The organism is Scopulibacillus daqui, from assembly GCF_016908855.1.
Classification (GTDB): Bacteria; Bacillota; Bacilli; order Bacillales; family Sporolactobacillaceae; genus Scopulibacillus_A; species Scopulibacillus_A daqui.
In genome coordinates, this window is record NZ_JAFBER010000002.1 from 218,997 (window position 1) to 239,975 (window position 20,979).

General features: G+C 36.5%; 23 protein-coding genes. 17 read left to right on the forward strand and 6 right to left on the reverse strand.

Annotated elements, in window-relative coordinates; genetic code table 11:
- The first annotated feature begins 12 nt into the window (after positions 1-12).
- From JOD45_RS03085 to JOD45_RS03140, 12 genes are all read left to right on the forward strand, one after another.
- Positions 13-1,260, forward strand: a complete 1,248-nt coding sequence (locus JOD45_RS03085) for an ATP-binding protein (RefSeq protein WP_205002396.1) — start codon at positions 13-15, stop codon at positions 1,258-1,260.
- 80 nt (positions 1,261-1,340) lie between these two features.
- Positions 1,341-2,297 carry a stage V sporulation protein K gene (spoVK, locus tag JOD45_RS03090; RefSeq protein ID WP_338056015.1) on the forward strand — a complete coding sequence of 319 codons (957 nt, stop codon included), beginning with the start codon at positions 1,341-1,343 and terminating at the stop codon, positions 2,295-2,297.
- Between the two features lie 194 nt (positions 2,298-2,491).
- Positions 2,492-3,736, forward strand: coding sequence for a GTPase HflX (gene hflX / locus JOD45_RS03095; protein ID WP_205002397.1), 1,245 nt, complete (start codon positions 2,492-2,494; stop codon positions 3,734-3,736).
- A 7-nt stretch (positions 3,737-3,743) separates the two neighbouring features.
- On the forward strand, positions 3,744-5,009 hold the full coding sequence (locus JOD45_RS03100) for a methionine gamma-lyase family protein (RefSeq protein ID WP_205002398.1): 1,266 nt from the start codon (positions 3,744-3,746) through the stop codon (positions 5,007-5,009).
- A 225-nt stretch (positions 5,010-5,234) separates the two neighbouring features.
- Positions 5,235-5,633 (forward strand): MerR family transcriptional regulator, encoded by a 399-nt coding sequence (locus tag JOD45_RS03105; RefSeq protein WP_205002399.1) that lies wholly within the window; start codon positions 5,235-5,237, stop codon positions 5,631-5,633.
- A gap of 140 nt (positions 5,634-5,773) precedes the next feature.
- A complete protein-coding gene (gene glnA, locus JOD45_RS03110; protein WP_205002400.1) occupies positions 5,774-7,108 on the forward strand; it encodes a type I glutamate--ammonia ligase in 1,335 nt (444 codons plus the stop codon).
- A 283-nt stretch (positions 7,109-7,391) separates the two neighbouring features.
- Positions 7,392-7,619 (forward strand): helix-turn-helix transcriptional regulator, encoded by a 228-nt coding sequence (locus JOD45_RS03115; protein ID WP_275583917.1) that lies wholly within the window; start codon positions 7,392-7,394, stop codon positions 7,617-7,619.
- Between the two features lie 49 nt (positions 7,620-7,668).
- Entirely contained in the window at positions 7,669-7,995 is a 327-nt protein-coding gene (locus JOD45_RS03120; protein ID WP_239549034.1) for a permease, read from the forward strand.
- Positions 7,996-8,037: 42 nt separating this feature from the next.
- The gene (locus tag JOD45_RS03125; RefSeq protein WP_205002402.1) at positions 8,038-8,214 is read left to right on the forward strand and encodes a DUF3976 domain-containing protein; all 177 of its coding nucleotides are present in this window, start codon (positions 8,038-8,040) and stop codon (positions 8,212-8,214) included.
- A gap of 312 nt (positions 8,215-8,526) precedes the next feature.
- Complete coding sequence (locus JOD45_RS03130; RefSeq protein WP_205002403.1) at positions 8,527-8,838, forward strand: hypothetical protein; 312 nt, start codon at positions 8,527-8,529, stop codon at positions 8,836-8,838.
- 339 nt (positions 8,839-9,177) lie between these two features.
- Complete coding sequence (locus JOD45_RS03135; protein ID WP_205002404.1) at positions 9,178-9,372, forward strand: hypothetical protein; 195 nt, start codon at positions 9,178-9,180, stop codon at positions 9,370-9,372.
- Between the two features lie 774 nt (positions 9,373-10,146).
- Positions 10,147-10,326, forward strand: a complete 180-nt coding sequence (locus JOD45_RS03140) for a hypothetical protein (RefSeq protein WP_205002405.1) — start codon at positions 10,147-10,149, stop codon at positions 10,324-10,326.
- A 74-nt stretch (positions 10,327-10,400) separates the two neighbouring features.
- Here JOD45_RS03140 and JOD45_RS03145 read toward each other — a convergent pair whose 3' ends face one another.
- Complete coding sequence (locus JOD45_RS03145) at positions 10,401-10,748, reverse strand: type II toxin-antitoxin system HicB family antitoxin (RefSeq protein WP_205002406.1); 348 nt, start codon at positions 10,746-10,748, stop codon at positions 10,401-10,403.
- Positions 10,749-11,279: 531 nt separating this feature from the next.
- Here JOD45_RS03145 and JOD45_RS03150 point away from each other — a divergent pair.
- Together JOD45_RS03150 and JOD45_RS03155 are read left to right on the forward strand one after the other, a co-directional pair.
- A complete protein-coding gene (locus JOD45_RS03150; RefSeq protein ID WP_205002407.1) occupies positions 11,280-11,510 on the forward strand; it encodes a hypothetical protein in 231 nt (76 codons plus the stop codon).
- A 770-nt stretch (positions 11,511-12,280) separates the two neighbouring features.
- On the forward strand, positions 12,281-12,709 hold the full coding sequence (locus JOD45_RS03155) for a universal stress protein (protein ID WP_205002408.1): 429 nt from the start codon (positions 12,281-12,283) through the stop codon (positions 12,707-12,709).
- Between the two features lie 82 nt (positions 12,710-12,791).
- On the opposite strand, the gene JOD45_RS03160 is transcribed toward JOD45_RS03155, so the two are convergent.
- The 4 genes from JOD45_RS03160 to JOD45_RS03175 form a co-directional block, all read right to left on the reverse strand.
- Complete coding sequence (locus JOD45_RS03160) at positions 12,792-13,640, reverse strand: STAS domain-containing protein (RefSeq protein ID WP_205002409.1); 849 nt, start codon at positions 13,638-13,640, stop codon at positions 12,792-12,794.
- Between the two features lie 342 nt (positions 13,641-13,982).
- Entirely contained in the window at positions 13,983-14,252 is a 270-nt protein-coding gene (locus JOD45_RS03165) for a hypothetical protein (RefSeq protein WP_205002410.1), read from the reverse strand.
- 829 nt (positions 14,253-15,081) lie between these two features.
- The gene (locus JOD45_RS03170) at positions 15,082-15,348 is read right to left on the reverse strand and encodes a hypothetical protein (protein WP_205002411.1); all 267 of its coding nucleotides are present in this window, start codon (positions 15,346-15,348) and stop codon (positions 15,082-15,084) included.
- A 1-nt stretch (position 15,349) separates the two neighbouring features.
- Entirely contained in the window at positions 15,350-15,556 is a 207-nt protein-coding gene (locus JOD45_RS03175; protein WP_205002412.1) for a hypothetical protein, read from the reverse strand.
- Positions 15,557-16,293: 737 nt separating this feature from the next.
- Here JOD45_RS03175 and JOD45_RS03180 point away from each other — a divergent pair.
- Positions 16,294-16,623, forward strand: a complete 330-nt coding sequence (locus tag JOD45_RS03180) for a hypothetical protein (protein WP_205002413.1) — start codon at positions 16,294-16,296, stop codon at positions 16,621-16,623.
- Positions 16,624-16,921: 298 nt separating this feature from the next.
- On the opposite strand, the gene JOD45_RS03185 is transcribed toward JOD45_RS03180, so the two are convergent.
- Positions 16,922-18,022 carry a GntR family transcriptional regulator gene (locus tag JOD45_RS03185; RefSeq protein ID WP_205002414.1) on the reverse strand — a complete coding sequence of 367 codons (1,101 nt, stop codon included), beginning with the start codon at positions 18,020-18,022 and terminating at the stop codon, positions 16,922-16,924.
- A gap of 606 nt (positions 18,023-18,628) precedes the next feature.
- Between JOD45_RS03185 and JOD45_RS03190 the strand changes: the two genes are divergently transcribed.
- Both JOD45_RS03190 and JOD45_RS03195 read left to right on the forward strand, forming a co-directional pair.
- Positions 18,629-20,260 carry an FGGY-family carbohydrate kinase gene (locus JOD45_RS03190; RefSeq protein WP_205002415.1) on the forward strand — a complete coding sequence of 544 codons (1,632 nt, stop codon included), beginning with the start codon at positions 18,629-18,631 and terminating at the stop codon, positions 20,258-20,260.
- Positions 20,254-20,949, forward strand: a complete 696-nt coding sequence (locus tag JOD45_RS03195) for an L-ribulose-5-phosphate 4-epimerase AraD (RefSeq protein WP_205002416.1) — start codon at positions 20,254-20,256, stop codon at positions 20,947-20,949. The genes JOD45_RS03190 and JOD45_RS03195 overlap by 7 nt, the downstream gene beginning before the upstream one ends.
- The last annotated feature ends 30 nt before the right edge of the window (positions 20,950-20,979 follow it).

Sequence of the window (20,979 nt, forward strand, 5' to 3'; positions counted from 1 at the left end):
GGAGGATACCCGATGTTTGTGGAATTTTGTATTCAAATTTTTTTGGTGCTTACGATACTCAGTTTATACCTTGCTTGGACAAGGCTCCATCCAAGGTTAACAAAGAAGAAACTCGTTTTTTTGTTTTTCTTTAACAGCTTAATTATCATTTTATGCATGTCATTTCCGGTTACATATCATTCAGATCCCATTATCAATTTACGAGTGATTCCATGGATAGTGTCGTTTTTATACGGGGGGCTTTCTGTAGGCATTCCTGTTACGCTAGTCATGGTTATCTACGAACTTTTTGATAGCCAAATGGGAATTGGTTATGCCGTCATATTATATACGATGATGCTCATCTTCATTTTATTGATTAAGAATAGGTTCGAAAATAACAGTTATTTTAATAAGTTAAAATGTACGACCTGTATCATTTTACTTTATGATGCTTTTACACTTTTTGTAATATATATAAATCATCGGGAATTGCTTATAAATTCAAAGTGGCTTATTGCCGCGATTGTTATTATCCCGGTGCTTGCAAATTGGCTGGTTATTTTTTTAATTGAAGCGATTCAAGCCAACGATAAATTCAGATTAGAAATGGCCCGTTCGGAAAAGATACATATCGTCGGCCAATTAGCTGCCAGCGTCGCTCATGAAGTGAGAAACCCGATTACTGTAGTCAAAGGGTTTATGCAATTAATACAGCATGATGAGAAATTATCTGGGCGCTATCACGATTATTTGCAAACAATGGAGAGAGAACTTGATAGAGCGACGGGCATCATTAATGATTATTTATCGCTGGCAAAACCTCAAGAGGGCCAGGCGAAAATCATTAATATCACTGAACAGCTTCATACTGTATGCCATACATTGCATTCTTACGCAGTCATTAATGATATGAGGCTTAATTGCCGTGTGAAAGAATCATATTATGTTAAGGGCAGTATTGAAAAAACACAGCAGCTATTGGTTAATATTATAAAAAATGGAATTGAAGCATCGCCTAAAGAAAGTGTCATCGACTTAGACATTCTAAAAGAAAAAAAGCATATTTTAATAAAGATTAGAGATTATGGACAAGGAATGACCAGAGATCAGATTGAAAAAGCGGGCATGCCGTTTTATACAACAAAAGAATCGGGAACAGGGCTTGGTTTAATGGTATGCTACCAAATTGTTGAGTCTATGAATGGGAAAATACATATTGAAAGCGAACCTTCCAAAGGAACATGTTTTACAATAAAATTGCCAATTTATAAAGGATAATAGCTATTATTTATAGGCGTTTGTCACGAAAGATCATTTCACAGCGTATAATATACCAAAGGAACAGTGAGGTGAGCTTAGTGTCGGGAACCTATACTTTTAAGCAAAAGGGCCAAATTAACGTGGTTTTCAGCCATAAGAAAGAAAAAGAAATCGACATGCCTTTTTCGCCTAAAGAAGACAGAACAAATCATCAGCCCCTTGAGCAAATGGAAGCTAAGCTAAACCGGCTGGTTGGTTTAGATGAGGTAAAACGCACGGTTAAAGAAATTTACGCGTGGCTGTATATTTGCAAAAAAAGAAAAGAACAGCATTTGAAAGTAAACGCTCATTCTTTGCATATGCTTTTTAAAGGCAATCCCGGAACCGGAAAAACTACTGTCGCCCGTCTGTTAGGCGAATTATTCAGGGATATGGAGATACTGCCTAAGGGGCATTTGATTGAAGCGGAACGCGCCGATCTTGTCGGCGAGTATATTGGCCAAACAGCACAAAAAACGAGAGAATTAGTGAAAAAGGCACTCGGAGGCATTTTGTTTATTGATGAGGCTTACTCACTGGGACGCGGCGGCGAGAAGGACTTTGGGAAGGAAGCAATCGATACGTTAGTGAAACAAATGGAAGATAAGAAAGATCAATTCGTACTTATCCTCGCTGGCTATTCCGATGAAATGGAGGAATTTTTAAGTCTTAATCCCGGTTTGCCATCCCGGTTTCCGATCATTATTTCTTTTCCAAACTATACTGAAACTGAATTAATGACAATTTCTGAACAGATGCTGCAAGAGCGTGATTATAAGTTAACGACTGAGGCAAACCGGAAACTAGCCAGACACTTAAAGCAAAAGGTCAGTGAATGCGATCATTCTTTCAGCAATGGCCGCTATGTCAGAAACCTTATAGAAAAAATGATACGCCAGCAAGCAGTAAGGCTCTTGAGGGAGGGCTCTTATGACCGTGAATCGTTATTAACGCTGCGGGCCTCTGACCTTGTGACTGAGGAGAAAGAGCTGAAAGATAATTATGGGCGTGTTTAAAAAGGGAAGGCAAACAGAATCGCTGCTGGATGAAAGCAAGACCCCTATACTTCATTGCGCAGAAGCACCGAGTAGTGAAACACTAAATATTGCTCGGGGCTGCGGCGATAAATGGAATGGCTTCTCTAGCATAAGCGCCCGGGTACGCTATTCTTACGGATATTTTAAACATCTTCTTAAAAGGCAGGGATGACATGGAACAAGTAATACTGGTTGGCTGCCAACTGCGGCATGTCAATGATGATGTTTTTCATTCTTCCATGGATGAATTAGCATCATTAACTGAAACTGCAGGCGGCATGGTGCTGGCAGCTGTTACGCAAAAAAGAGAACGCATTGAAGCCGGCACTTACATAGGAAAAGGGAAGATAAACGAACTGATAGCGCTTGAACAAGAAGTTGAAGCAGATACAATCATTTTTAATGATGAACTTTCTCCAAGCCAGCATCTGCAATTATCCAAACAATTAGAAGCCAAAGTCATTGATCGTACGCAATTGATTTTGGATATTTTTGCGATGAGAGCAAGATCAAGAGAAGGAAAGCTGCAAGTTGAGCTTGCGCAGCTAAAATATATGCTGCCAAGGTTAAGCGGGATAGGTGTTTCCTTATCCCGCCTTGGGGGCGGCATAGGCACAAGAGGCCCCGGGGAGACCAAATTGGAAACAGATCGCCGCTATATTCGCAGACGGATAGAAGATATAAAAAAACAATTGGAGGTTATCGTTCAACATCGTGAGCGGTACCGGGAACGCCGCAAGAACTTAGAGCAATTTCAAATGGCTCTCGTCGGTTATACGAATGCCGGAAAGTCAACTTTGTTTAATAGATTAACGGCGGCAGAATCACTTGAAGAAAATAAATTGTTTGCCACTCTTGATCCATTGACGCGAAAATGCAAATTGCCGAATGGGTTCATCCCGTTATTAACCGATACAGTCGGTTTTATTCAGCATTTGCCGACCCAGCTTGTTGCGGCTTTTCGTTCAACCTTAGAAGAAGTCAGACAAGCTGATTTGATCATTCATGTTATTGATGTTTCCCACCCGGACCATCGTCAACATGAAAAAACGGTCAACAACATTTTGAGTGACCTTGAGGCTTCGCATATTCCGCAGCTGATTATTTATAATAAAAGAGATTTATTAACTGAAAGCTTTATAACGCCGAAAAATGCCTTGCTTGTATCAGTGTTTGATAATACCGACTTAGAAACGGTCCGGATGGCCATTCAAGAAAAAATCACCGAGGAAATGATCCCTTATCAAACGCAAATCAGTGCCCAAAACGGCAAATTGATGTCATTGCTTAAAACACAAACCATTGTCATAGAAAACCGTTATAATGAAATTGATGATTGTTATGAATATAAAGGGTATATCTCAGAGAAGTCGCCATTGCTGAACACAATCATTGACAGCAACAATTTAAAGGAGTAAAGATAGCATGTATGAACAATTAAAACACGGAGCCAAATTGCAAGAGATTGCTGAACAGATAGAGGAACAAATTCAGCCTGTTTTCCGCAAAATTGATCGGATTACTGAGACCAATCAATTTAAAGTTTTAAAAAGTTTTCAAAAGCATCAAGTCTCAGATGCGCACTTTCATGGAACAACAGGCTATGGCTACGATGATTTCGGCAGGGATACGATAGAAGCGATATACGCGGATGTATTCGGAGCGGAAGCCGGGCTTGTCCGTCCCCAATTAATCTCCGGGACACATGCCATAACAACGGCATTGTTCGGGGTTCTCAGGCCAGGCGATGAATTGATCTATATAACAGGAAAACCTTATGATACGCTCGAAGGCGTTATCGGATTAAATGACAGCGGCAGCGGGTCTTTAAAGGATTTCTGCATTACTGCAAAAGTCATCCCTCTTAAAGAAAACAAGATTGATATTGACAGTGTTGGACAAGCTATTAACAGCAAAACCAAAATGATAGCTATTCAAAGGTCATGCGGATATGATAAGCGTCCATCATTTTCCATTAAAGAAATCGGCGAGGCTATTCGTAAAATTAAATCCATTCACCCGGATATCATTGTATTTACCGATAATTGCTACGGCGAATTTACCGAAGATAGGGAACCCACTCAAGTTGGGGCGGATTTAATGGCGGGGTCTTTAATTAAAAATCCCGGCGGCGGCCTTGTAAAATCGGGCGGCTATATAGTAGGGAATAAAACGCTTGTTGACCAATGCGCCGAACGATTAACAGCGCCAAGCCTCGGCAGGGAAGTCGGTCCGACGATGGGGCATTTGTTAGATATTTACCAAGGTTTCTTTCTTTCCCCCCATGTCACAGGCCAGGCGCTAAAAGGCGCTGTATTTACCGCTGCATTATTAGAAAAGCTGGGAATGAGAACGACGCCGTCCTGGGATGCTGACCGTACCGATCTGATCCAATCAGTTACCTTTGAAGACCCGGAAGCAATGGTGCTGTTCTGCCAGGAAGTTCAAAAAGCTTCTCCGATTAACTCGCACGTTAAGCCATATCCAAGCGACATGCCGGGGTATGATAGCAAAGTCATCATGGCCGCTGGAACTTTTGTTCAAGGCGCCAGCCTTGAATTATCAGCGGACGGACCCATACGGCCGCCGTATACAGCCTTTGTCCAAGGCGGACTGACATTTGCTCATGTAAAAGCGGCTGTCTTATCTGCGTTGGATGCATTAATAGATAAAAAACTTGTGCATGTTTAAAACTCGCCATTTGGCGGGTTTTTCATTATCAAACTCTTTTTTGAATAATCATATGGTTAATGCTTTAACAGCAATACGTCATAAGAGGCTGTTTAAAAGTCTAAATATAAAATGCCGTCAGATATGCCTATATTTTATAAAAAAATGATGTAAGAAATCCTAACATGCCTTGACATTTATAATTCCATATAATAAACTGAAGAGGAAAGAAAGGGGGATATGGCAATGGATAAAGAAATACGCCGTACAATGCCTGTATTTCCAATGAGTATTGTACAAAAGTTAACTGGTTTATCCGCCCGTCAAATTCGTTATTACGAACAGCATCAATTAATTCATCCAGAAAGAACAGAAGGAAACAGACGCATGTTTTCGCTCAATGATGTCGAAAGACTTCTTGAAATCAAATCTTTGTTAGATGAAGGCGTGAATTTGGCAGGAATTAAGCATGTATTAAATATGAAACCGCTCGAGAATGAGCATCCCTCTTCTAGAAGTGAGCATCCGAAAAAAGATTTATCTAATGCAGACGTTATGAAATATTTGAAAACAGAACTTATTGAGGCCGGCAAGTATGGCAAATCATCGTTAATACAAGGGGAACTTTCACGATTTTTCCATTGATCCCCTTTTGTATATATCATTGTGTTCAAAATAAGGGCAGACGAGTCAAATCACGGAAACCGCGAGGAGACTCTGCATAGGGATTTGCCGGAATTTTTGAACACCCATAAAATAAGAAGGTTTGGGGAGGAGCTTTTTAGATGGCTAAATACACTCGCAATGACATTATTAAAATGGCTGATGAGGAGAATGTGCGTTTTATCCGCTTGCAATTCACAGATTTGCTGGGAATTATTAAGAACGTTGAAATTCCGGTCGACCAATTGCCTAAGGCTTTAGACAATAAAATGATGTTTGACGGATCGTCCATCGAGGGTTTTGTGAGAATTGAAGAATCCGATATGTATTTGTATCCTGACCTTGATACATGGGTTGTTTTTCCGTGGACTTCAGAAAAAGGCAAGGTTGCCCGCTTGATCTGTGATATTTACAATCCGGACGGCACACCGTTTGAAGGTGATCCTCGCTATATTCTTAAGCGCCAGCTCAAAGAAATGGAGAAACTTGGCTTTACTCATTTTAACATCGGTCCGGAGCCGGAATTTTTCCTATTCAAAATGGATGAAAAAGGCGAGCCGACGCTTGAACTTAATGATAAGGGCGGCTACTTCGACTTAGCGCCTACCGATTTAGGAGAAAATTGCCGCCGCGACATCGTTCTTGAGCTTGAAGATATGGGGTTTGAAATCGAAGCCTCCCACCATGAGGTAGCGCCCGGCCAACACGAAATTGACTTTAAATACGCAGATGCAGTAGCAACATGCGACAACATCCAAACCTTTAAATTGGTCGTTAAGACGATTGCCCGCAAACATGGTCTTCATGCGACTTTCATGCCAAAACCTTTATTTGGTGTCAATGGTTCAGGCATGCATGCTAATATGTCATTATTTAAAGGCAAGGAAAATGCGTTCTACGACGAATCAGCAGAAAACGGATTAAGCGAGACTGCTCTGCAATTCTTATCAGGGATCACTAAGCATGCACGTGCATTTACTGCGCTGACTAACCCGACAGTAAATTCATATAAACGTCTTGTGCCAGGTTATGAAGCGCCTTGTTATGTCGCATGGTCGCTCAGAAACAGAAGTCCATTAATCCGCATCCCTGCTTCCCGCGGCGTAAGCACGAGAATCGAAGTAAGAAGCGCCGATCCATCAGCTAACCCGTATTTGGCAATGGCTGCTATGCTTGCTTCCGGATTAGACGGCATTAAAAATAAATTAACGCCGCCGGCACCGGTTGACAGAAATATTTATGTCATGGATAAAGAAGAACGCGAAAAAGAAGGCATTCACGATCTTCCAGCGACGCTGAAAGAAGCATTAGATGTCATGGTTAAAGATAAAGTTATCACAGACGCGTTAGGCGAACATGCGCTAGTTCACTTTATCGAAGCGAAAGAGATTGAATGGGATATGTTCCGCACACAAGTTCATCCTTGGGAACGCGAACAATATATGAGCACGTATTAATAGCTGAACCCCTTGATACCAGTGGTGTTGAGGGGTTTATATTTTTTGGACAATATCTTATAAATTAATATTATATTTTCAACGACCGAAATTTGACCGAAAAAATTTCGAAAAATTTTAAAACGGGCGGCGGTGCAATTATTGGTTGTTTATTAGTCAGGCTTAAATCAAAAACTTGTTGATTCTCCAATTTGAGGATTCAACAAGTTTTTGGTTTTATATATGTTAATTTTGTACATTACAATGTTAATAAATAATGTTAAAGGATAAGGGGAGGGTAAAATTGAAAAATAAATTAATGGAATATAGGAAAATGAAAGGGTTGTCTCAAGATGAACTAGCAGAAAGGCTTGGGGTCTCAAGACAAACAATTATTTCAATTGAGAAGGGCAGATACAATCCTTCCCTTCCCCTAGCCCTACAAATCGGTAAGATTTTTGATGTTGCCATAGAAAATATCTTTATACTTGAGGATAGTGATTTAAAGTCCAATACGAAAGGGCGTGTTTAAAGTGTATTCTAGAATTGCTTATCTAATCGTAGGCATTATGTTTATTTTTATGAGTGGAATTGAAATTATGTCTTCAATGATGGTAAAAGAAATGCCGCCATCACAATCATATATCTTTTTTGCACTAGCTATTATGGGATTTTGTTTAAGCTATTTATTCCCGCAATTTAAACAAAATGATGAGCGTACAAAACTAATTAGACAGAAAGGTATGTACATTTCTTACTTTGCTATATTAATTTATTGCTTAATCTTGTCTTTTCTTATTGAATCTGGTTTTTTGGATTTATCTGCAATGCAGGTTCTTGATATCATCGTAAGTTTAATGATCATTACTGTTTTTTTATCATGGGTTGTATTATCAAAAATTTATTAAAAGAGACATTTATAATAATTATCTGGAAGATGCGGTCTGTTAATGGGGAGTTTTTACGCATTTCTTATATTCTTAACATTATTTATACTATTATACTTATTTATTAGAAAGGATTTTAATCAAGACAAATCCCTTACTAAGAAAGGTTTTATTAAATTAATGACGGTTTTGGTTATAGTTTTTATTGGAACTGTGGCTGCTGTTTGTATTTTTCAATAAAGAAAAATATTAATATATCATTTTGGAAATTGAACCGATTCTTTTCTCTATAGGAAGATATGGTTTTGGAAGGTGAACAATAAGAATACTTAGTTTTGTTCGTGCAAAGCCCGGCGGATTAACCGCCAAAATTGGCGGTTTTTTATCTGAAAATATCGAAACATGATTAGAAATAATTCAACAACGTTTCCTTAAGATGTTTCTTTTACAACAAATATCAGTAGTCACTCTGGATACTGGATAGCAGCTGTTTTGACTATATTGGAACAAATGGTAAAATTAACTTAATGATAATAAAAAGGTGTTTAATGAATGAAGGATAAAAAGAAACTATGGGCAGCTATCGGTATTGTTGTTTTAACTTTCATCATTTTGATAGGCGGTACTTATTTAAAGCATAAACAAGGTGAAAGAGAAATGATTGCGCAGGCAGAAAAAGTTGCTAAAGATTATATAAAAAAGGAAAAAAAGGTTGATATTGTTGTTACTAATTATGAAATCACGCCAATGGGGGGAATTCATTTATTTGGGTATGTTAAGGGAGATAAGAAAAGAAAGTTTAATATTCAAGTGATGAAAAATGGGTCTAGGTATGAAGTTGGTTTATATGGAATTGATAATTAAATAGAGGAGGAATATATGTCGAATAATATAAGTGTTATTCATAAAAAAAGATTGGGGCCAATAAAAAAAATGGCTCCCGAAAGACAAAGAAAGCGGCTTTCAAGCTAGTTTTTTTAAACATGACCAATCCGATCGGCTAAAAGTGTTCAATATTTTCATACGGAAAAATTCAGGAACAGTCGCAGATGTTAAAAGATGCAGCAGCTCGATTCGAACAAGCGGATCAAGAATAAATAAGAAGGTGAAAGGACTATAAGGACATTTAACCTAGCAGAAAACCTATGCTGATTAATAGATTCTAAAAAAGATGAAGAAATTAGGTTTAAGGAGAGATTCCTTTTGGCAGATTCAAGAAAAAGATGGTTTTACGCAGTTGTCATTTTGCTAATATTGAAAGTCTTTGACATTATTTATTCCATTTTTGCAAATTCTAAAATTTCTTGGCTGGATATTTTAACTCTTATTATTTTAGTGCTCTCATTGTTGCCTTGGGAAAGATTTATGAAAAATAAGAACGATGAAAAAACAATTTAAGAATGGTGAATTTGACCAATGAATCAAAAAAGGCCTTGTAAGAATGTCTGGAAATACACGTCTATAACGACACAGCGAAACATGAAGTTGGCGGGGAGCCTAAAAATAAGGAAATAAAGCAGTCGAGGAATGACACCCTCGGCTGTTTTCTATAAGTATTTATACAATTTAATAAAAAATTAATATCAAAAAACTAAAATTACGTAAATTATAGAAATCGTAGAAATCTAATCAATAAAAATTGATAATTCCCAAAAATAAAAAACAAAAGAGTGAAATGTAAAAGCGAGTAGGGAGGTGTTATTATTTCTATTAAACCCAAAAACCATTATACATATAGGCACAATCACTCTAAGATTTTCTTCCTTCAAGTGAAACAATCAATTTGAGAACAATAAGCCACTGCTAAATATTTAGATAATGCCGTTGATTTATAAGTTGATTGCCTTATGGAAGAAATTCTGTTAGCAATGAACTAAGAAATACAATATCATAATTAATTGGAAATCAATAGATTTTGAGCTTATAAATGAATGGTAAGTATGCTGTTTTATATAGCGTTAAAAGTGAAAAATGAAATTTCGTTTTATGAGGATGAAATCATTATTTACTTTGGCAGCGGAAAGTTGGTTCAAAAATGGACGGATATTCCTATTTTGATTAAAACATTTTATGAACATTCCCATAACGTTTTTTATTATTTTGAAAGCAGGGATATAAGGCTTATACCATTGAAAATACCATGCGTAACAAATAGTGGAAGGAGAACAATAAATGGTTAATAAATTACTTGTTGTATTAGCGATGGCGATTTTTGTTAGTAATTTTTTTGTATTACCAATTTTATTTAAAGATCAACCGGAAAATACGGCTACATTTGTTGGTTTAACGTTATTATCTATCGTTATTATGGATATACTTAGGGAGAAAGATAAGGATAATAAATCTGGGTAACGACTGCTCCGCAGTTTAGGCTGCGGAGCACTTATTATTTCCTGCAATATACCAATTAAATGGGCGGCATTTAATTATTGACTTAACTTATAAATCATATATTGATTTAAGCTAACGCCTTCCATCTCAGCTTGAATGGCTAATTTTTGATGCAAAGATTTAGGCATCCTTAGGTTAATTCTGCCGCTGTATTCCTCTTTAGGTTCTGGAATCGGATCGCCAAAATCTAACTTGGTTTTAAGCCATCCTTCCATTGCTTCATGTACATTCTTGTATGCTTCCTCCGGTGTATTCCCATGGCTATGACATCCATCTAATTCCAGTATATCAGCGAAATAATATCGTCCGCTTTCATCATTTACGCGTTTAATAATAATTGAATAGGGAAGATTCATGTAGTAGTTCAAATTTTTATTTGTCATTTTATTATAGCAGGAATATTATTATATTAAGCAAAGGGAGTTTATCTCCTCTAAATCCTATCTAATGCTTCTTTTACGTACGCCGTTTTAATGGGGGTTTTTCTTTGTATTGTCGTGTCGATTTTGGATTTGATGGTGTGAGCCTCTAACTCTTGCCATTATGTATCCGTTATGTTCGAGCATTTTTTAATTGAACTTATCCCATTAGGGCGGTTTTTTACTTTTCCCTGCCAATTCACCTCTCTTCAACCATTATAGTATTGGTGCTGTTTTTTTCAAGTTTTTTAATAAATTGCTGATTGTACAACGTTATAAGAACAAGTAAAGAGGCCGAGCGGTAAGGAGAAAAGGTCGAGGAATAATCCCTCGGCTGTTTTTTTTAATTCACAAAAATGCTTTTTAGTTAAATTGGAATAAATGGTAAAATTAACTAATTCACAATAAAAGGTGTTGGAAGACGATTAAAAAGAAACTATGGATAACTATTGGTATTGTTGTTTTAGTTTCATCATTTTGATTGAAGGTGTTTATTTGAAGCATAAACAAGGTGAAAGAGAAACAGCAGCTCAAGCAGAAAAAGCGGCGGAGAAATTTATGATGAAGGAAGAACGTTCTGAAGTTGAGTTTACAGATTATGAATTTACGCCGATGCATACATTATTTTTATACGGATTTCTCCAAAAAAATCATAGGAAGATTTATATTTTGATTTCTAAAGTAAATAGAAAGGTGCAGGTGGAAGCATATGGGGATCAAGGATAATACTCATAAGCTATTCCTGATAGAACTTTCTATAGGCTTTTAAGCCAACATGCAGGTCAACTTATGACATTATTCCCCTTATAAAGGCACAAACCTAATACTCTGAAAACAGGCAATATAGCCACCGACCCAGCAATTGCTGGGGTAACAAACGTTAAGTGGTATGTACTTAATATCTTTTCTAACTAACCAAATAAAAGCCAAGATGGGGAGGAGGAAAAGGCGTTAAATTAGAGCAATAATTATTTTTTAAAAAATTGATGTAAATGATTAATTTACCGAATAGAAATAATGTAGAAAAAGATAGTCATGTTATTAACAAAAAAATCCAAAATATTGGCCTGGTTAATGATGTAATATTTCTAAGGGGTAATATTTAAAGGGGAATACTATGATGTTTAGGAATAAGGAAAAATTTAAATTTAGGAATTTATTATTATCAGTAATGGGTATTGCTGTTTTAATCTTTATATCTACAAATTTCCCCCAATATAAGTCATTTATTAATTTGTTATTTGGATTCTTATTATTTTTTATTTTAAGTACAGTTGCTTTTAGTAAAAGCCGCGAAAGGTTCGGCATTATTGCATTAATTTTAGCATTTTTCATATTATCGGTTTTAATCATTAGAATAATATTTTAATTGTTAAGGCGACAGTTAGTATGGCTTTGAATCCATAAATTAATGCATGTACTTAAGTAGGGTAATATGGTTTAAAACAATATTAAAAAGGGTAACCGTTAATAACACCGATTAGGAGGTACCCAAAATGAATAAATTGTTAGTGCCTATTGATGGGTCTGAAGTAGCCGATCGAGCCATACAAACAGCAATCTCTATGTGTAAAAAGCGCGAGCAAGAAAGTCATATCAGTTTATTGCATGTTGTATCTACAGAAGCTTATCCAAATGTTGGAGTGGCAGGTATAACCGCTAATGTTGATGAAGCGATTAGACAAGAAGGAGAAGAATTGTTAAAAAGTACAATGCAAAAAATTGATAACAAAGGTATCAAAATCGACGCTATACTGATCGAGGGATCCCCAGGAAAAGAAATTTGTAAATATGCTGACGAAAATAATTATGATCTTATCGTTATGGGGAACCGGGGAAGGGGTGCGATTAAAGAGCTCTTTCTCGGAAGCGTAAGTAAAACAGTATTGAATGATACAACATGTCCTGTTTTAGTTGTTAAATAGATTTATTTTAATGATAGGGTTATATCTGGTACTATGCCAAAATAGTACCAGTAACTTATGTTCAATAAATTTAAAAGGTATCTTAAATACGTCCATATCCTAAAATTTCTAGAGCTTGTTGTAAATTTGATCGAATGGTCAATTTATCCAAATTTATATTTAAGCCCACAGCAGTCATTGCAATTGCTGGGCTAATTCCAGTAATTATTGTTTTTACCCCTAATAAACTTAATGCTTCTACAAGCTGAAAAATACGATTTGCTACCATTGTATCTACATAACTTACTCCCGATAGATCTAATATTAAAGCGTTAAGATTCAACTCTCTGCTTCTTTTTAAAGCTTCGTCAGATAAAAATTTCGCTCTTCTAGTATCTAATTCTCCTATTAAAGGTAAAATGGCTACACCTTCAAATACTGGAACAACAGGGACAGATAATTCTTGAAGGGAATCAAAAAACGCTTCAGATAATTGCTTATGGCTCTCCACATATGACGAACTAAATCCATAAGTGATATTATCTAATAACGTACCGATATTCAAAGATAATTTTGACATATCTTTAATTGTTATATTGGAAGCTTGTTCAATTTCCTTTTCGATAAATCCCCAAATTTTTATTCTCAAAATAGATATACTTTGGATAGCGATATTCAAAATTTGCCCTGTTTGAACTAAATCATCGCCAATTTGTTTACTAAGATCAATAATCTTTTCTGTAGCATAATCCGAGTTTTTAAAAAGGCCTTCACCAACTATTTGAATAAAAGTTGTGTAGTTTTTCAAAATATACTTATCGTCTTTTGTTTCTGGATAATTTAATTGGTAAAGTTCATAAGCTTGTTCAGCAATCTTTGAGGCATTATCCATAATTTTTTTACCTAACTCTGCTTCAAGTGATCTGGAGTTTAAGTCTAAATCTTCAATCAAGAACATTGACCTCCTTTAAAAAAATAAGTTAAAGCTATTTAATATTAATACATTTTTATTTAAAAATGTAAAGTTTATTTATTTAAAACTATAGATTTTTTACCCAATTAAAAATAAAGTTATGACAACGAATGATGCGGGAGCAGTAAGCAGAACACGGTCGGGGAATAACTCTCCAGGCTGTTTTTTTGATTCTAAATGCACAGAAATGGTTTTAACTGTATTGGAATAAATGGTAAAATCGACCTAATATCAATAAAAAGGTGTTGAATGTGTGAAACCAAAAAAAATGAAAAAGGGGGCGCCAAAAAGTCAGTTACCCTGACTTTTTGGACAGCCCCTTTATTGTAATTCTTGATTGATATTAAATATTTCACTTTCTAAGTCTGCAACTTTACTTTTTAAATATCTAATATCTTTCTTATGGTGTTCTAGTTCTTTTGACTGATGTTCTATAACAGCGTTGCTTGTTTGTTTAGTAAGTAAGTCAAGTTTATTATCGACTGTTTTAATGTTTGCTTTTATCTCTTTTTGACCTTCCTCAAGGCTATCCAGTCTTTTATTCATACCATCAAGCATTTCTAATATTTTGTTTAGGATTTCTTCACTCATTTTAACTATCCCCTTTATGTATATTATAAAGTATTTTTTAGACGCTGACTACATATCTGATGTCTTATATTTTATGATGGACCCATAAATTTAGACAGTCAGAAAGAAGTTTTTAAGGTAGGTTAGATGAAGAGAAAAAGATATACAAATGAATTCAAAGCACAAAACTAAATGAAATTTCTTCAGAATATGGGATCCATACTAATCAACTGTCCCAATGGAGAACCTGTCAAGGGAAAGTGCGCCCTTGACAGAACCCCCTAAGGGAAGGTAAAGATAATTAGGAATGGATCCTCTCAAAATGGTTAGGGGTCAATTTCTATTTATGGCAATAGGAGTGCCTCCCACAGTTATTCAGAGGAAGCCATATGTAATAAAAAGCCCCACCTTATTTTTTAAAAAATACTGTCTTGACAATGGGGTCCACCTTATAGGTTTTGAATAAAGTTTACATACGCGGGGAAAATGTGTGTTAAAACTTGTGAGGCAACTTATACCTGTATCAAAGCAAATTTACTCCTATCTTTGTCAAACCTCTATTGCTGTATTTTTCGACTTTTTTTATTTTTATATGATATATCTTTATCTAGCATACATATTAAAAGCAGGTGGAGCGGCCAAAACCTCTGTGGAGAACGGAGGTGGTCGCATGTCTACATTCAAATCGTGCTATCAACAGGAATATTCATCGTAGCTTTAATCGGTTTAGTGATGGACATTGTTGATAAAATAGCAAGAAAATAATCCACCTGAATTAACTTTTGGAGAGTTTCATACAGGTGGATTATTTCGATCCATCATTGTATCCCTAATATCCTTTTTATCTTTTCTACATTCTTTTCATTAGCCCATAACCTTCAATCAGGTTATGGCTGTCAATTGGTTCAGTCACCTTTTCATCAACTTTTAATAATAAGTCGTATGTTTGAGATTGTGATTCATTTAATTTGTTGACTACTTCTTTAAAGTTTTCTATATCATTTCTGTTTGCCCATAACTCTTTTTCAACTTTATCAAGTCTGTTTTCAAAATTATCAAATCTGCTATTCATTTCCTGTTTCATTTCTTGTAATAGCTTTAGGATTTCTTCACTCATTTTATCTATCCCCTTTATGTATATTATAAGTCATTTTGTAGTTGCTGACTACATGTCTGATGTCACTAATGCCTTGGTCATTGTTTTCTCGACAGCCCAGCCGACAATTTTTCGGGAATAAAGGTCCATGACGCTCGCTCTCCGGCTGATCAACCCATTTGTAGTATCCGCTTCGTGAAACTTTCATCACTTGGCACATCTTCTCCACTCGGTAGTTGAAGCGATTCTTATAAATGAATGAGAAAATTACCGATGGTCTTTCGCGAAGAAGTGCATAGCCTTTTTTAATATGGCATTTTCCTCCCCTAGATCACGAATGCGTTTTTCATAGGCTTTACGTTGTTGATCTTCTGGCAATTGTGGTAATATTTAGTAATAAATGCTTGTTCATATTTCTTTTTTTAATTATTTGGATGATTTGTACATTATTCTGGTTATGATCACGATGGTTAAGATAAGAACAATGCTTATGAAATCAAAGGTCACACTCCAGAATTTGCTCTTGACAAATAGATCAGTTAGAAGTGAAACTATAGTGATTACAAAGAGTATATATAATATAACCTTTATTGGGAGTTTCATATAAACACTCCTTATTTTAACTCTTTTATTTTCGTATGTTATTTTACATAATATCAAAATTTAGGAAATGATGATAGCGAGGCAAAGCATATGAAAAAGCAGGTCAGTATTTCCGGTTATCTTTAATAACGTCCTAATCATGACGATTACTATTTCCTTGTTCGGCATAAAACCTTTTTGCGAGAAATAACGGTCAGCCTTTGAGTGATGTTTCAAAATGTATAAGCTTGATTCGAACAAGCAGGTCGGAAATGATTAAGAAGATGAAAGGCACGGAAGAAAGGGGTCTTCCCATTAAGAGGACTATGTAAGGAATAATAACAATCTTAACCGAGTATATTTACATTAAAAGGAGAGGATACATTGAAATTCGCTAAGCTCTTTTCAAGATGGTCTTGGATACTTTCGTTATTTTTATTATTTGTAATTCTGATATTTACCATCGTAGATGCTTCTAAGTTTGGCCGTTACGCAGGTTATTTTATGTATCATGGAGCCCCAGACGAAGCCACTCAAACCATTATTGCTTTCTCTGTTTATTATGTGACGGATATTCTCTTCACGATAATTATATTAGGCGTTTTCATAAAAGCGGTAAGTATACTGAAGAAATTTTGTGATGAAGTAATTGAAAGGGAAGAAAAGAGGCTTCAATCAATGCCTTCATACAACGAGCAAAATAAGAATATATAATTGTCTAACCATCATAAGACAATTCGAAACATAAAAGACCACGGTTTAATGGTACTGCACTCCGGAAGTTAGATTAAAAAATATAACTTTTGGGGGTCACCACCAATCGTGGTCTTTATTGCTGATTTATCCTTTAACATTTTCAGTTTCTTGTTTGATATAGTTAAAGTTTTGTGTGGACTCATCCAGCTTAAATGTGCTTTTTAATGTTGTTTCCTTGACTGGATCACATCATATAAGCGGGTTATTTTCTTAGGTCTATATAAGTAATAGTAGACAGAAGGCGCCCGAACCAACCCTATGCCTTAAGATGCCGGTTTACCATGGCGGTTGAATTTCTAATGACAAGCTCAGGTTCAAACGTCATGGACTCAATACTGTTTTGACGATTTTCGAGCATATCAATAATAGACTTAGCAGCCGCTTCACCCATTTTTATCTTTGGATGTTTAATCGTTGTTAATTTGACTTCTGAAATTTCAGCCAGATGGGAATCGTCATAACCTACGATAGATAGATCATCAGGGACTTTCAGGTTCAGCTCGCGTATAACATCTAATATACGCATAGCGGTATCATCGTTATAGCAAAAAAAGGCTTCCGGTCTGTCTGCTGACGGTTTTGTAAGATATTTCTTTACTTTATCTTGTAAAGCGGTTTTATTTTCCTCAGTAGTGTAAGAAATAATCATATCAGGGGAAGGGATCATTTGATGGTCCCGGTGTGCTTGAATATATCCCTTCATCCGGTTAACGCCTTGTAAGTCGTCGGTTTTAAAAATGCCCATGATTTTTTTATGCCCTAATTTGAGCAAATGCTCAGTAGCGATGTATCCGCCTTTTTCATCGTCCATAGTAAAACTTGGCGCCGCAAGTTCGGGGTATGAAGCATTGATCATGACATAAGGGATTTTATGCTTTTCTAAATTCAAGTAATAACCGAGATTCGGGTTATGCAAGGCACTCTTTGTTGGTTCAACAATCAGCCCGTCAATATTCTTAGTGATAATGTTTTGCAGACTCTTTTTTTCGCTTTCGATATTATTATTTGTACTGGTTAAAAGCAGTGTATAGCCGTTTTGAGATAAATAAGACTCAATGCCTCTGATTATTGAAGGGAAAATATAGTCAGAAAGGTATGTGGTTATGACCCCGATAGTTTTATTGGTATGGACTTTTGTGTCTGAGAAACGGTCAACTACATAAGTACCGCCCCCTTGAATCCGGTAAAGCCATCCTTCATTGACAAGTTCGCCGATTGCTTGACGAACAGTATGGCGGCTAACCCCGAATTTTCCCATTAGTTCACTTTCAGAGCCTATTTTCTTATTTGGTTCAATTAATCCTTCAAGAATCCACGATTTAATTTCCTCTTGTATTTGAATATATTTTGCAACCATGCGATGCCTCCAAAAACATATACGTACAAATATTATTTTAACATATTTAATTGGATTCATGCGATTTAGTTATACATTAATGTAAACGGTTCAATAAAAGGTTATGGCACTGGATCATTTAATCAAAGAATATAAACTAAAGGCGAAGCCAAAGGAGTCATTATGAATTTTGATTTCGCCTTTTTTGATTAGATGACTATGAATGAGTTTTTTAAATGGCTTCAAGAAATATTTGATGTGGATTGCATACCAAGTTATTTATATTGTGTTTCCAAAAGTGCTATGAGTAAAATGTATATTCGGTCTATTTATACGGACATATTTAAAAGTGTTGTCTTGTTTTTATATAAATGGGCGAAAAATTGTATTTTATTTTTCAGTTTGTCTATTTAGATTTTATGCATATGAAAGCCTTTTAAATAAGTGCGATGAGGAAAACAGCAAGGTTATCGCTGTCATATTTGTAAGTATAAATGGGTATATATGTATTAACAGTTGACAAATGTACGTACAAAAAATATACTGAAGTTGTTGTTAAGTTAACCGTAAAGAAAGGTGGCTCCGTTCGTTCGAGATATTGAAATCGCTATCAGAGAAGGGGTAAACGTGAAAACAAATAAGATAAACATTAAACAAGCGATTACTAAGGGAGAAACTTCACTTGGGATTGAATTCGGGTCCACGCGTATTAAAGCGGTATTGATTGATCATCGTTTTGAAACAATCGCCTCTGGAAGTTATGAGTGGGAAAACATTTTGGAAGGCGGGTTTTGGACGTACAACTTAGTAGATATGATCACGGGGCTGCAAGCAGCTTATAGTGAAATGAAGCAAGAAGTTGAACGGGATTATGGCATCACCATTCGAACAGTTGGTTCTATTGGAATTTCTGCAATGATGCATGGGTATATGGCCTTTGACAATACGGGTGAGCTGCTTGTTCCGTTTCGGACTTGGCGCAATGCAACAACCAGAGTTGCAGCAAAGCAATTAACTGATAATTTCCAATTTAATATTCCTGAACGGTGGAGTGTTGCTCATCTTTACCAAGCAATATTAAATGAAGAGAAACATTTACCCCGTATTGATCTTATTACTACTCTAGCTGGATTCATCCACTGGCTGCTGACTGGCAATAAGGCCATTGGCATTGGGGATGCTTCAGGGATGTTCCCAATTGATGAAGCAACGCGAGATTACAATGAATCAATGGTTAAGACGTTTGATGAGCTTATTGCGGGCAAAGGTTACCCTTGGAATCTTAGGGATGTCCTTCCGAAAATCTATGTTTCTGGCGAAGAAGCAGGTAAATTAACCGAAGTGGGAGCGAAAATCCTAGATAGATCACAAAATTTACAACCAGGCATTCCGCTTTGTCCACCAGAAGGTGATGCCGGAACAGGGATGGTTGCTACAAATAGTGTAAGGAAACGCACTGGAAATATCTCGGTAGGAACTTCAGTTTTTGCCATGATTGTATTGGAGAAAGAACTTTCAAGGGTATATCCGGAAATTGATTTGGTAACGACACCAAACGGTCATCCGGTCGCTATGGTTCATGCAAATAACTGTTCAAGCGATATCAATGCTTGGCTTGGATTGTTCCGTGAATTTTCAGAAGCGATGGGACAACAGGTTGAAACGAATAAATTATTTGATGTGATGTTGAAAAAAGCTTTGGAAGCTGACTCAGATGGCGGCGGCTTGCTTAGCTACGGCTATTTTTCAGGTGAAAATATCACAGGGTTAGAAAAGGGCCGGCCGCTATTTGTCCGCTCGCCTGAAAGCAATTTCAATTTAGCCAATTTCATGCGGACCCATCTTTTTACAGCTTTTGGTGCTTTGAAAATTGGCATGGATATTTTAACTAAGAAAGAAAATATCGTCATTGATAGCATTTTAGCTCACGGCGGTTTGTTTAAAACACCTGTTGTTGGGCAAAAAATTGCTGCAGCTGCATTGAATGCTCCAGTTTCGGTGATGGCAACAGCCGGAGAAGGCGGTGCGTGGGGAATTGCTATTCTAGCTTCTTACATGATGAACAAAGATCAAAATGAAAGCTTAGAAGAATTCCTCGACAACAAAGTCTTTAAAGAGGTTGATAGGCAAGACATTTATCCTGATAAATTTGACGTTAAAGGATTTGAAGTATTTATCGAACGATACAAAAAAGGTTTAGTGATTGAGCGGGCCGCTGTAGACCACTTAGTGGAAAACTGGGGGGAATTGACGTGTTAGAACAATTGAAAGAAGAAGTATTTCAAGCAAATTTGGACTTACCTAAGCAAGGACTCGTGAAATACACATGGGGAAATGCAAGCGCTATTGATCGTGAAAGCGGTTTATTTGTTATTAAACCAAGTGGTGTTGATTATGAAACGATGAAAGCTAGTGATATGGTCGTTGTTGATTTGGAAGGCAATGTTGTCGAAGGAGAGCTGAACCCTTCATCAGATACACCGACTCACGCCGTACTTTATAAATATTATCCGGAAATCGGCGGCATTGTGCATACTCATTCGACTTGGGCGACAATTTGGGCTCAAGCAGGTCTTGATGTTCCAGCGATGGGGACCACCCATGCGGATACATTCTATGGTTCCGTACCATGCGCCCGCTTCTTGACACAAGAGGAGATTGATCGTGGATACGAAACGGCAACGGGTCATGTCATTATCGAAACATTTGAAGAGCGGGGGTTAGATGTTTTGGCCGTTCCCGGTGTCTTGCTTCATGGTCATGGTCCATTTACATGGGGCAAAGATGTAAAATCAGCGGTCATGAATAGTGTAATTTTGGATGAAATTTCTAAAATTAATTTATTTGCACGTGAATTAAATCATTTTGCTGAAGAATTGCCGCAGCGTATTTTAGATAAACACTATTTACGAAAACACGGGAAAAACGCCTATTATGGTCAAAAGTAATACAAACGATCAAATAGAAAAGAGGGTCAT